The following is a 12,191-nucleotide window of genomic DNA, read 5'->3' as shown; positions in this document are numbered from 1 at the left end:
AGGAGGTAATGAAAGATGAAAATCTATCAGGTTGACGCTTTTACGGACAAGATGTTTTCAGGCAATCCGGCGGCTGTATGCATACTGCCTTTGCCAAAAGATGAGGCATGGATGCAGAATGTTGCAGGAGAAATGAACTTATCGGAAACCGCTTTCTTGATCAAACAGGATGACGGTTTTAATCTGAGATGGTTTACTCCCAAAAGAGAGGTAGGCCTCTGCGGACATGCCACTCTTGCGAGCGCCCATGTTTTATGGGAGACAGGGATATTGCCATCGGATAAAGAGGCAAGATTTTTTACAAAGAGCGGGCTGTTGACAGCCGTGCGGAAAGATGGTTTTATAGAGCTGAATTTTCCATCTGAAGAGGACAGGGGAATATCTGCGCCAAAAGAACTCATTGAGGGGTTGAAGGTTATGCCTAAGTATGCCGGCAAAAACCGCATGGATTATATTGTGGAGGTCGAATCTGAAGAGATAGTTAAGGCTCTGAATCCTGATTATGAACTTTTAAAAAGGCTTGACGCAAGGGGCGTGATGGTAACGAGCATTTCAAACGCAGACGGAATTGATTTTGTTTCAAGGTTCTTTGCTCCGGCATACGGCATTCCTGAAGACCCTGTGACAGGTTCTGCGCATTGCTGTTTAGGGCCTTACTGGAAGAGGAGGCTGAACAAGAATGAATTAACTGCATTTCAGGCATCGGAAAGGGGCGGATTCCTGAAGGTCAGAGTTGAAAAAGACAGAGTCTTTATAAGCGGTAAGGCAGTTACAGTCTTTTGCGCGGAATTAAGAGAACATTAAAGATTCAAACAAGGAGAAGAAAAATAAATTTTTTCAAGGAATCAGATTTGAAGGCAAAACAAATTCTTGAAGGCATCACACTCAGGGCTGTCTCAGGTGAAAAGACAATGATGACCTTCTTTGAGTTTGAGCCTAATGCAGTGATTCCATCACATAAACATCCGCATGAGCAGATAACATATATAATTGAAGGAGCGATAGAATTTACCGTTAATGGAGAGACAAAGGTTTTAAAAGCTGGAGATGGGGTTGTAATTCTATCCAACCAGGAACACAGTGCAAAGATTTTAGACAAGCCAACAAGGGCAGTGGATGCATGGTATCCCATAAGAGAAGACTACTTATAAAGGAAGGTAACTCATGAAAAGGGCATTACTGGTTATTGATGTGCAAAATGAATATTTCACCGGCAAGCTGCCGGTATCCTATCCGGCAGGAAGTTTTGAAAATATTCTGCGAGTAATGGATGCTGCCTCCGAGCATGGCATTCCAGTTGTTGTTATTCGACATACAGCCAAGGCAGCAGATTCTCCTGTCTTCAGAAAAGGAAGTCCTGAGTGGGAGCTTCATCCTGAAATTGCAAAACGTCCGCATGACCTTTTTGTAGAGAAAAACCTGCCGGGAAGTTTTACCGGCACAATACTGGAATCATGGCTCAAAGAGAGGGATATTGATACTGTAGTAATCTCTGGATATATGACACAGATGTGCTGCGATACAACAGCCAGACAGGCTTTTCATTTAGGGTTTAATGTGGAGTTTCTGTCTGATGCAACAGGAACCCTTCCCTTCACAAATAATGCAGGTTTTGTAACTGCCGAGGAACTTCACAGGGCTATATCGGTAACTCAAGCGATGAGATTTAGTAAGATAATGAAAATCTCGGAGTGGTTACAACTTATTTAAGTTTGCAGCCTTCCCCCATTTATTCATGTCCATGATAATTGAGCTGAGGCTCTTGCCCCTTTTAGTAAGACTATATTCAACTCTCGGAGGAACTTCAGGATAAATCTTCCTTGTAACGATCCCTTTTTTCTCCAATGTCTTCAGTCTCTCCGATAATGTCTTCGGACTGATTCCTGTAAGTGATTTTCTAAGTTCACCGAATCTTTTTGTCGCTTGAAGAAGGTCCCTGATTATCAAAATCGTCCACTTGCTGCCGATGATTTTTAATGTTCTTTCTACAGGACATTCCCCGGTACATGCCTCATAGCCCATTATACACTCCTCCAATAGTATCTTTTTTGTAACTGTATAACCTAAATGTAACTACTTGACAAAGTATACTGATGTTGATATTGTTTGTCAATATTAACTTTAAAAAGGAGGAAGAAGTCATGAGTCTATTTGTCGTGGATAAGGAAAAATGCAAGCGTGATGGTATCTGTGTAGCGGAATGCCCTTTGCAATTAATCGAATTGAAGGATAAAAAGTCAGTCCCCATTCCCATTAACGGGGCCGATGAGATGTGTATCAACTGCGGACATTGTGTTGCCGTATGCCCGCACGGAGCCATGTCTCTTGCAACCATGAAATCAGAGGAGTGCATACCTGTGCAGAAGGATTTACTCCCCGGATCGGAACAAATTGAGCATTTAATGCGGTCTCGCAGGTCCATTCGCACTTACGAGGATAGGGCTGTAGAGCGTGAGGTTCTCACCAAACTGATAGATGTCGCCCGATATGCTCCCACCGGCAGCAATACTCAACCGGTCAGGTGGCTGGTTATAGATGATAAGGATGAGGTCAGGCGGTTGGCTGGATTGATCATCGACTGGGTTAGACATTTACTTAGAGAACAAGAACCCGATTGCAGTCAGGAATCGTTTGGACCGCGTTGTGGCCGACTGGGAGGCGGGGTTTGACAGGGTCTGCCGCAGCGCACCTGCCCTCATTGTTCCCCATGCCCCAAAAGACTATTCTACTGCCGCAACAGACTGTGCCATAGCTCTGACCTATTTTGAATTAGCTGCTTCGGCCTTTGGCCTTGGCGCCTGCTGGGCCGGATTCGTTTATTTAGCTGCAAACCAGTGGCCGCCATTGCAGCAGGCCCTCGGACTGCCCGAAGAAGATACATGTTTAGCGATGATGGTTGGATATCCAAAATATAAATACCACCGGATTCCACAACGAAATGCCGCCATGGTTGAGTGGCGGTAATATTAAAATGAGAAGGAGGAGGTTACAATGAACGAGCTTTTTCAGAAGGCATTTATCGGAAACATGGAGTTAAGAAACCGCTTTGTGAGGTCAGCCACATGGGAAGGGCTGGCTGGTGAAAACGGTGAAGTAACCGAACCGTTAATTGAAATCTACAGAGACCTTGCAAAGGGCGGAGTCGGTCTTATACTGACCGGGTATTCCTTTGTCACCAAAAGAGGCAAGGCGCTTTTTGGCAAGCTCGGCGCTGACAACGATGCCGTAATCACCGGCCTCAAACGCCTTACAGAAGCAGTCCATGAGCATGGCGGTAAAATTGTACTCCAAATTGCCCATGGCGGCTCACAGGGTATGTTTGATACCGGCATGCCCCTTGAAGCTCCGTCTGCTATGAAAGAGAGGGCAACCGGCAATATGCCTGTTGAGATGAGTATTAACGACATAAAGCGTGTCGTAAATGAATTTGCAGAGGCAGCAAGGAGGGCAAAAGAGTCTGGATTTGACGGTGTGGAAATACATGCTGCCCATGGTTATTTGCTTTCGCAGTTTCTCTCTCCCTATTCAAACAGGCGCACTGACGAATATGGCGGCTCCATTGAGAACAGGGCAAGGATAATCTTTGAGATATACGATGCTGTAAGAGAAAAAATCGGCAGGGATTATCCTGTAATGATAAAGATAAATTCATCGGACTTTGACGGAGGAGCCGGACTTTCCCCTGAAGATTCTCTGTGGGTCTGCAAAAGGTTATCTGATATGGGTATCGATGCCATAGAATTAAGCGGTGGAATACTTGCATCAGGAGAGCTTATGCCTGCGAGAGCCGGGATTAATAGCCCGGAAAAGGAGGCATATTTCAGGGATTATGCAAAACAGTTCAAGCTTCACCTGAAATGCCCGCTGATACTCGTGGGAGGACTTCGCTCCCTTGAGGTAATGGAGGATATTTATCGCGAGGGGTCAGCACAATTTTTCAGCATTTCCAGACCGCTCATATCAGAACCTGATCTCATAAAAAAATGGCAGTCCGGCGACAGGAAGAAGGCAAGATGCATATCATGCAATAAATGCTTTGGCGCTGCTGTTAATGAGAGGAAGTTTTACTGCGTGACTTTCAATCAAAGGAGTTAATATTGGAAACCGGACAGTCCCATACTATCAATATATAGGTGAAAGGGAGAATCTCCTTGAATGGTGTAAAAAGGCGACCGTTACCGGAGAGATTAAAAAGTATATGTAGTCCTTTTAAAAAGAATTGGAGGATAGGTTATGAGTAAAAAGATTATGATTTTAAGCGGCAGTCCGAGAAAGAAAGGCAATACCAATACTGTTGTAGGATGGTTTGTTGAGGGAGCAAAGGATGCAGGAGCAGATGTTGAGGTTATAGATGTAGCCCAATTGAAAAGTAAGAATAACGGCTGCATCGCCTGTTTGGGATGCCAGAAGTCGGATAAATTCGAGTGCGCTGTGGATGATGAGATGAAGCCTGTTCTGGCAAAAATACCGGATAATGATGTTGTTGTATTCGCAACTCCTGTTTATTTCTTTGGGCCGAGCGCACAGTTGAAACTGCTTATGGACAGGATGTATTCGCTGATTAAACTCGATCCGGAAAAAGGAAACTACTATCACAATCTCGGCAAGCTCAAACTTGGGCTGATCGCAACAGCAGGAGGCGACATCAATCCCGGACTCAGCCTTGTGGAACAGACCTTCAAGGCAACTGCCGGATTTGCAGGTATCGAAATAGACTCACTACTCGTTCCTTTTGCATCCATGTATAACGATGACATCAAACAGGACGGAGAACTTCGCGAACGGGCAATGGCCTTTGGCCGTAAGCTTGCCAGATAAGGTGCAGGAGGCGCTGAAATGCAACCAATACAAATACCGATAACAGGAAACGAAAATCAGGAAGACCCGTCATCTCTTTTTTGCTCGCTTGTTCAGTTTTACCGCGCCTTCAATACCCGCGATATTATGCTCATGTCCAAAAACTGGGCACAAACCGAGGATATTGCAATGGATAACCCCCTTGGCGACATTAAGAAGGGATGGGATGAAATAAAGGCAGTTTATGAACGCATATTTAATGGACCAGCAAGGGTTTATGTTGAATTCTATGACTATACAATACATGAGACAAAAGAAATGTTTTATGCTATAGGCAGGGAGCGTGGTGAATTCCGCATCGGTGACAATATTGTCAAACTGGCAATAAGGACTACCAGAATCTTCAAATTATTTGACGGACAGTGGCTGCAGGTTCATCATCACGGTTCAATTGATGATCCAACACTTTTGGCTCGCTATCAGACAGCGGTCAGAAATAATGCATAAACAAATACAAAGGAGGAATTAAAATGAAAAAGCACAGTGGCATCAAATGGCTGGCAGTATTGGTTGTTATGGTTTATGCCGTATTATGCGGAAATGTATTTGCTGCAGAAAAACTGACAAAGATAGCTGATGGCGTTTATTCGTATGTGGATACGAAAAACAGCACCCCTCAAAACAGCTACGGTGCGAATGCGGGCATAATTATCGGCAGGGAAGGTATTGTGGTGATTGATACGCTTATATCGGCGAAAGAAGCAAGGCGATTTATCGGGGATATAAGGGCAATTTCGAAGAAGCCGATAAAATATGTCATCAATACTCACAACCATCTCGACCATACATTCGGCAATTCAGAGTTCAAGAAACTTGGCGCAGTAATTATTTCACAGGTAAAAGACGCAGAGAAAATGAAAAAAGAAAGCGAAGCCACCCTTAAAAACTCAAGAGTATATGGACTTGCAGAAAAAGATATGAAAGGCACGAAGATTGTATATCCTGAATTGACCTTTACTGACAGAATGGAAATCGATTTGGGCGGCCAGAAAGTAGAACTTATCTATACCGGTTCTTCGCACACAGAGGGAAGCATTATGATCTATCTGCCTGAAAATAAAATACTGTTTGCAGGGGATATTTTATTCACAAACTACCACCCGTATATTGCTGATGGAGATATTGAAAGCTGGGTCAAAGTGCTCGATTACATCATGACAATTGATGTGGAGAAAATAATTCCCGGACATGGGCCTATTTCGAGTAAAAAAGACATTGAGGACATGAAGAATTATCTGATTGCCTTTGACAAAAAGGCCAAGGAACTTGCGGCCAATTCAAATGATGTTGCATTCATCTCAACAGAAATAAAAAAGGCACTGCCGTCAAGAGCAGAACTTGAGTCTCTTATTCAGTCAAATATTCAGATGAAATATCTGAAGAAATAAAACATAGGAGGCGGAATAATGGTTACATGTTATTTGCGTTATGTTATTGATCCATATAAGGGTGAAGACTTTGAGAAGTATGCAAGGATGTGGATTCCGCTCGTAAATAAATTCGGCGGCAAGCATCATGGCTATTTTCTGCCGCATGAGGGCGCGAATAATATAGCAGTGGCTTTATTCAGTTTTCCGAGTCTGACAGAATATGAGAAATATCGGGAAAGGATTAAAACGGATACTGATTGTCAGGCTGCATTTGCCTATGCAGAAAAGACACGGTGCATTATAAGCTATGGGCGTAGTTTTATGCGGCCTGTGTTTGAATGAAAGGGTAAGGGGGTCTTATGAATAAAATAACCTTATATCGAAAAACTGATCTACAATTAAAACCCAGCGTTTCTGGCGCAAAGATGTGGGCTGTGGGATTGGAAAAAACAATGCTCACCTATTTTGAGATGGAGCCGAATACTGTATTTCCTGAACATCATCATGAAGCTGAACAGATAACGCTGGTGCTTGACGGGGAATTAACTTTTACCTATGGAGGGAAGACAACTGCGCTGAAGGCAGGGGATGTTATTGCAATACCATCAAATGCCGTTCATTCGGCCTTTACGGCCAATTCGCCTTGTAAAGCCGTAGATGCATGGTCGCCTGTGAGAAAAGAGTTTTTGAAATAAAGGCTCGGATGAAAGGAGGATTCGTATGGCACGAATAGGCATCCTCACATGCTCTAATGCAACGCAGGATTTAGGATGCTCCTCTGCAAGCTGTCTTGCCGATTTCAGAAAGCGCAGGGGAGCCTTTGCAGATTATCCAAAGGATGAGCCCTTGGATTTAGTAGGCATTATCAGTTGCCCCGGCTGTCCTACTCTAACAGGCGCTGACAAACTGCTTCAGCGTATCAGGGCGCTTACCGAATTCAGGGTTGATGCCATCCATTTCACATACTGCATGAAGGCGCTCTGTCCGTTCAAAGAAAAATATAAGGCAGCCTTAGAGGAGGCGTTCCCTAACATTAAAATCATAATCGGCACGCATCAGGAGCGTGTTACACCGGAAGAATACCGCGAGAGGGTCAAAAAGCTCTTCTGCCAGCCCAGGAAAATGATGGTTGATTTGATTTTGGAGAAGGATTAGTTTATATGCCGAAAATTCAAAAACAAATCTACGCTCTGAGAGATGAGTTAAAACGATATTCAAACAGTGAACGTGCTGTGCAGGAAAAACGCTATCTGAAAAGCCCGTTTAAATTTTTCGGCGTCTCACTGCCGCTTACCGATAAGATAGCAAAAGAATTCAGAAAATCAAATAGTGATGCAAGTCGCAAGTATATATTGGAACTTGCACAAAGGATGTGGGATTCGGAATATCATGACGAAAAGCGTCTCGGACTAAGAATGCTGCAATTCTATCCCGAATGCCTCAATCTTTCAATAATGCCGGTGCTTGAGAAAATGCTCATGCAGTCCACGGGATGGGACCTCGTGGATGATATATCAATCCACCTTGTAGGCGCGGTTCTTGAGAAAAATAAAAAGGCATTCAATTATTTGAAAAAATGGAGCAAGTCTGAAAATTTCTGGATGAGGAGGGCATCCTTGATTTCACAGATACTTCTTTTCAGACAGGATATGGGCGACAAAAAACTGTTCTTTGAATTCGCAGAGCGGATGGTTTCTGAGAAAGAGTTTTTTATCAGAAAGGCCATTGGCTGGGGATTAAGAGAGATGGCAAAGGCAAATCCTGATGAAGCTTTTAATTTCCTCATGAAGATAAAGAATAAAGCATCGGGACTTACGCTTAGAGAGGGCTCAAAAAGACTGCCTGAAAAGATGAAAAAAGCGATTACAGGGAAATGAATTATGTCCGGTGATTGAGGAATTTCTGAAAAATACTTAACCGAACAGCTAAAAAACAATGAAGGACAATGACCTGAAGAAAATAAGCAAGCTTATGTGGTCTTGTACGAGAATGTGATGAGATTAGTGCTGAGTATATCGAAGAGTTTATGTTGCATAGTCGTGAGTCTGGAATTGAGTTGGTGGCTTTGGATAAAAATTCTGGAGACATTGTGGGAGAATTACATGCGTATCAACTGAGGCTTAAGGTCTTTGATCACATATTGGGGAATTTGACAATTGCGATTGATCTCAAGTTTCAGGGAAAGGGTATCGGACGGTCTCTTTTTAGTGAATTTTTTGCTTTGATTAAGAAAGAATATCCAGAGATAATACGTGTTGAACTTATTGTTCGGGAGAGTAACAAGCGTGCAATCGCATTATATAAATCTTTTGGTTTTCAGATCGAAGGGAAGATGAATTGTAGAATTCGTGGAACCACTGGTCAATTGGAAGCAGATATTCCGATGACATGGTTTTTCTCAAAGATACTATTGCAGAAAGATTAGGCGGCAGGAAATTTGGTGATGAAACAGAGATATATAAGTTTGAAAAAATCAAACGGATTAGGCAAATAGCGGAAAAAGAACATTCCAATATTCCTCTTATTGACATGTGGATAGGAGAACCTGATAGACCTGCACACTCCAATGTTGTGAGAATACTTGCTCAAGAGGCAGGGAAACCAGAGAATAGATGGTATACAGACAGATATGTCCGAAAAGACTTGGATTTGGAAAAGGATAAGATTATGACAGAATTCAACAAATCTAATTACGGTGATGATACAATGCGCAGATATAAAGACAATAAGGATAACAAACCCGATACACTGGGTAATCAACTGGGCGCCTTGAAAAAGATTGGCTTCAAGGAAGTTGACTGCTTTTACAAATATGGGATATTTACGATGTATGGAGGGAAGAAATAAAAAATCATAGAAGTAGACATAGTGCTTCTAAGAGGAGTTAAAATGGCACTTGAAGAAATAAGACAAAAAATAGATAAAATTGATGACGAGATAATAGAGCTTTTATCAAAAAGAGCAAAACTGGTAATTAAGGCAGGAAAGCTGAAAAAAGATGAGCAAGGAGTGCGAGACCCAAAGAGGGTTGAACAGGTCATAAATAAAGTTAAGTCAAAGGCAGCAGAGGCAGGTCTTGACCCTTATATAGCAGAACAGATTTACAGAGCTATTATCGGTTGCTTCATTGATAGAGAGCTAAAGGAGTTTAAAGGCGAATAGCCCCTAATTGAGGCTATTCGCCCAATGCATGTAAAAGCCTATTTTGAAAGTAATTTGACCATCGCCCTTCCTACCTGCTCAGCAGAGGCAGGGTTTTGACCTGTAATGAGTCTTTCGCTTACCTCAACATGCAACTGCCAGAGTGGAGCTTTTGTATGCCTTGCCCCTCGTTCAATCAGCATGGACTCAAGCAGAAACGGAACCACATTGTTAAGTCCTACGGCCTTTTCTTCTTCGTTTGTAAAGGAAGATACTGTTTTGCCATCCACCAAATATTTACCATTGGGCAGTTTGATATTTACCAATCCTGCAGGTCCATGGCAAACGGCTGCTACCACCCCGCCATTCTCGTAAACAGCAGATGCGATTTTTGCAATCTTCTCATTATCCGGGAAATCCCACATTGTACCGTGTCCTCCTGCATAAAAGATTGCGGCATAGTCGGCAGGGTTCACCTGATTCGGAGTAAGTGTGTTTTCCACTTTGGCAACATAGCTCTTGTTGTTAAGAAAGGATTTGTTGATTGGGTCATTGAGGTCAATCCCATCCATTGGAGCCTTGCCGCCCTTCGGGCTCACAAAATCAATTTCAAATCCTTTCTCGGTCAATACCTTATGTGGATGGGAAACTTCTGACAGGTAAAAACCTGTTTGTTTCCCAGTATTGCCTAATTTATCATGGTTTGTTACTACGAATAATACCTTTTTCATTGCTACACCTCCTTGTTGTTTTAATTGTTTAAGGTCAAACCCTACTATGCTAAATGCTGGCTCAGGTGGGCCTAATTCTTCGGGCTTAAAAAGGTGGTTAAATTGACTGTTGACTACAAACAGTCTACCGTCCGCAATCGTTATAGTGGTCGGCACCTTTATTCTTGGCGATTGAAATTTCTTGGAAACAGTGGCTGAACTATAATCTTTTGAGAATATGAGGTTTGCGATTCCTGGTTCTTTGGCGCCAAACCCCTCTACCACAAGTAATTCGTGCTTGTCAGAAAAAATCATACCATCTCCGGCATCAATCGGCCGATTTAATTTTATTTCTATCACTGCTCTGTCTTTTAGTGAGATTCGGAACAACTGGCCAGAATTCATTTTGACAGTAATTAAATACTTTCCATCCGAAGTAATTTGAATCCCATTCAAATTGAAGCCCTCGCCACGGAATCTGTCATCATTTACAAATTCACTTAAAACAAAGGTTGTACTATCCACTTTCCAAATGATAGGACTGAAAGAATCCGTGATATAAGCATTGCCATTTGCATCCAGAGCAATATCATTGCAAAAATGGCCTGATTGCTGAGTTAAAGCAACTTTTTTTAGCAGCACCTTTCTATCTAAATCATAAATATGAACGCTTGCCTTGCCGATTGATTCAGGTGTGGAGCGTTGACTTGCCCCTGCTTCAGAATTACATACCCATAGACGTCGTCTTTTAGCATCTGCGAACAGACCAACTACTGAATGAAGCTCATCCTGTCCAGCAGGGACAAAAACAGTAACATTCCCTTTTTGTATATGTTGAATTTCGCCTTTATAAAAACTACCTACAAACAACGATTCGGTTTTTGCATCATAAGTAATACCTTCAGGATAAACATTTTCACCATGCAGCGTGTACGTTACATCTGGTATTTCTTGTGCCCAAGTATAATTTATAGAAGCAAAAAATAACACAATTATTGTTAATAATCCTTTAAAAGTAGTTTTTGATACCATTTTGTTCTCCTTATCTGTTTTCACTAATCATCCGTTTAGTTATTTTTTTACCAATACCCTTCAGCACTGAAAAATTATGAATGTGTTAAAGCATTTCGGCTTCCCTCCTTTCATTTTCTTTTTTATTGCAATATAACTTAGAATTATCTATAATTCAAATAATATAATCTTGATATATATATAAATATTTTTATGGTAAATTTAGAATGGTATCGCAGCTTTACTGCTATTTATAAGATTGGCACAATAACTGGAGCAGCAGAGGCGTTATATATGACCCAGCCGGGCGTTAGCCAACACCTTTCTGCATTGGAAACATTAATGGGTCGCAAGCTATTCATTCGCACACCCAGAAAGATGGTGCCTACTGAATATGGCAAAGAGCTTTACAGCCAGTTAATCGGGGCTATTGAGGGGCTTGAAAGGGTTGAGCAGAAATTCAAAAGAATTAGCAAAGAACTGCCGCTCATACGCATTGGCACCCCATTGGAGTATTTTCATCAAATTGCACTGCATAAATTAAAAAATTCTATTTTCAGGTTTTGGTTCCAGTTTGATATAACTGCCAAATTAATTGAGAAATTGGAAAAAGGAGATTTAGATATTGTGATTGCAACGCAAAAGCCTGACAAAAAAGATTTTGAGTTTACAAAATTAGCTGATGAGAGTTTCTTGTTGGTGGGCGCATCGGATATTTTACTGCCAAATTTTAAAAAGAGCAAAAGAGATGAGCAAAATAATCTATTTGAACATTGGCTTACAAATCAAAAATGGATTACTTACGATACCAATTTGCCGATAATCAGACGCTTTTGGCTTGAAAATTTTAAAAAGAGGCCCAATATACAGCCAACAATGGTAATTCCAAACCTGCATGCAATTAAAAAGGCTGTTGAGTTAGGGTTTGGCATTAGTCTGCTTCCAGACTATTTATGTAGTGGAGAATTAAATAGAGGCAGAATAAAGATGTTGTGGAAGGGTGGAACGGCAATTAAAAACGAGATATTTCTTGTTTATAGAAAAATTGACAGAAATAATGAAATGATAATGCAGATTAAGGCAGAACTGTTGAAATCAAGAT

The 12,191-nt window shown here is 41.8% G+C and carries 17 protein-coding genes and 1 pseudogene; 16 read left to right on the top strand and 2 right to left on the bottom strand.

Annotated features, from left to right (window positions below; genetic code table 11):
* The first annotated feature begins 15 nt into the window (after positions 1 to 15).
* From HY035_09100 to HY035_09090, 3 genes are read left to right on the top strand one after another with little or no spacing between them, the layout of a single operon-like run.
* Positions 16 to 804: a PhzF family phenazine biosynthesis protein gene (locus tag HY035_09100; GenBank protein MBI3378536.1), complete on the top strand. Its 789-nt coding sequence runs from the start codon at positions 16 to 18 to the stop codon at positions 802 to 804.
* A gap of 47 nt (positions 805 to 851) precedes the next feature.
* Positions 852 to 1,151, top strand: coding sequence for a cupin domain-containing protein (locus HY035_09095; GenBank protein MBI3378535.1), 300 nt, complete (start codon positions 852 to 854; stop codon positions 1,149 to 1,151).
* A gap of 13 nt (positions 1,152 to 1,164) precedes the next feature.
* On the top strand, positions 1,165 to 1,710 hold the full coding sequence (locus HY035_09090; protein MBI3378534.1) for a cysteine hydrolase: 546 nt from the start codon (positions 1,165 to 1,167) through the stop codon (positions 1,708 to 1,710).
* Here HY035_09090 and HY035_09085 read toward each other — a convergent pair.
* Positions 1,696 to 2,022: a helix-turn-helix transcriptional regulator gene (locus HY035_09085; GenBank protein MBI3378533.1), complete on the bottom strand. Its 327-nt coding sequence runs from the start codon at positions 2,020 to 2,022 to the stop codon at positions 1,696 to 1,698. The two genes, HY035_09090 and HY035_09085, sit on opposite strands and share 15 nt — an antisense overlap.
* Positions 2,023 to 2,141: 119 nt before the next feature.
* On the opposite strand from HY035_09085, the pseudogene HY035_09080 reads away from it, so the two are divergent.
* The 12 genes and pseudogenes from HY035_09080 to HY035_09025 all read left to right on the top strand — a co-directional run bounded on the left by HY035_09080 (position 2,142) and on the right by HY035_09025 (position 9,389).
* Positions 2,142 to 2,964, top strand: a pseudogene (locus HY035_09080) (nitroreductase family protein).
* A 27-nt stretch (positions 2,965 to 2,991) separates the two neighbouring features.
* On the top strand, positions 2,992 to 4,095 hold the full coding sequence (locus HY035_09075) for an NADH:flavin oxidoreductase (protein MBI3378532.1): 1,104 nt from the start codon (positions 2,992 to 2,994) through the stop codon (positions 4,093 to 4,095).
* A 138-nt stretch (positions 4,096 to 4,233) separates the two neighbouring features.
* The gene (locus tag HY035_09070; GenBank protein MBI3378531.1) at positions 4,234 to 4,818 is read left to right on the top strand and encodes a flavodoxin family protein; all 585 of its coding nucleotides are present in this window, start codon (positions 4,234 to 4,236) and stop codon (positions 4,816 to 4,818) included.
* Between the two features lie 18 nt (positions 4,819 to 4,836).
* Positions 4,837 to 5,304 carry a nuclear transport factor 2 family protein gene (locus tag HY035_09065; protein MBI3378530.1) on the top strand — a complete coding sequence of 156 codons (468 nt, stop codon included), beginning with the start codon at positions 4,837 to 4,839 and terminating at the stop codon, positions 5,302 to 5,304.
* A gap of 23 nt (positions 5,305 to 5,327) precedes the next feature.
* A complete protein-coding gene (locus HY035_09060) occupies positions 5,328 to 6,245 on the top strand; it encodes an MBL fold metallo-hydrolase (GenBank protein ID MBI3378529.1) in 918 nt (305 codons plus the stop codon).
* A gap of 18 nt (positions 6,246 to 6,263) precedes the next feature.
* Positions 6,264 to 6,569 (top strand): NIPSNAP family protein, encoded by a 306-nt coding sequence (locus HY035_09055; protein ID MBI3378528.1) that lies wholly within the window; start codon positions 6,264 to 6,266, stop codon positions 6,567 to 6,569.
* 17 nt (positions 6,570 to 6,586) lie between these two features.
* The gene (locus HY035_09050; GenBank protein MBI3378527.1) at positions 6,587 to 6,922 is read left to right on the top strand and encodes a cupin domain-containing protein; all 336 of its coding nucleotides are present in this window, start codon (positions 6,587 to 6,589) and stop codon (positions 6,920 to 6,922) included.
* Positions 6,923 to 6,947: 25 nt separating this feature from the next.
* Positions 6,948 to 7,382, top strand: a complete 435-nt coding sequence (locus tag HY035_09045) for a CGGC domain-containing protein (GenBank protein MBI3378526.1) — start codon at positions 6,948 to 6,950, stop codon at positions 7,380 to 7,382.
* 5 nt (positions 7,383 to 7,387) lie between these two features.
* On the top strand, positions 7,388 to 8,104 hold the full coding sequence (locus HY035_09040) for a DNA alkylation repair protein (GenBank protein ID MBI3378525.1): 717 nt from the start codon (positions 7,388 to 7,390) through the stop codon (positions 8,102 to 8,104).
* Between the two features lie 149 nt (positions 8,105 to 8,253).
* Positions 8,254 to 8,652 (top strand): GNAT family N-acetyltransferase, encoded by a 399-nt coding sequence (locus HY035_09035; protein ID MBI3378524.1) that lies wholly within the window; start codon positions 8,254 to 8,256, stop codon positions 8,650 to 8,652.
* On the top strand, positions 8,616 to 9,074 hold the full coding sequence (locus HY035_09030; GenBank protein ID MBI3378523.1) for a hypothetical protein: 459 nt from the start codon (positions 8,616 to 8,618) through the stop codon (positions 9,072 to 9,074). The genes HY035_09035 and HY035_09030 overlap by 37 nt, the downstream gene beginning before the upstream one ends.
* Positions 9,075 to 9,116: 42 nt before the next feature.
* The gene (locus HY035_09025) at positions 9,117 to 9,389 is read left to right on the top strand and encodes a chorismate mutase (protein ID MBI3378522.1); all 273 of its coding nucleotides are present in this window, start codon (positions 9,117 to 9,119) and stop codon (positions 9,387 to 9,389) included.
* A 38-nt stretch (positions 9,390 to 9,427) separates the two neighbouring features.
* On the opposite strand, the gene HY035_09020 is transcribed toward HY035_09025, so the two are convergent.
* Positions 9,428 to 10,099 carry a type 1 glutamine amidotransferase domain-containing protein gene (locus HY035_09020; GenBank protein MBI3378521.1) on the bottom strand — a complete coding sequence of 224 codons (672 nt, stop codon included), beginning with the start codon at positions 10,097 to 10,099 and terminating at the stop codon, positions 9,428 to 9,430.
* Between the two features lie 1,203 nt (positions 10,100 to 11,302).
* Between HY035_09020 and HY035_09015 the strand changes: the two genes are divergently transcribed.
* The coding region (locus HY035_09015) for a LysR family transcriptional regulator (GenBank protein MBI3378520.1) at positions 11,303 to 12,191 on the top strand (889 nt) is incomplete at its 3' end.

This window comes from Nitrospirota bacterium (assembly GCA_016195565.1).
GTDB lineage: Bacteria > Nitrospirota > Thermodesulfovibrionia > Thermodesulfovibrionales > UBA1546 > UBA1546.
This window is presented reverse-complemented; position numbering and strand designations above follow the sequence as displayed.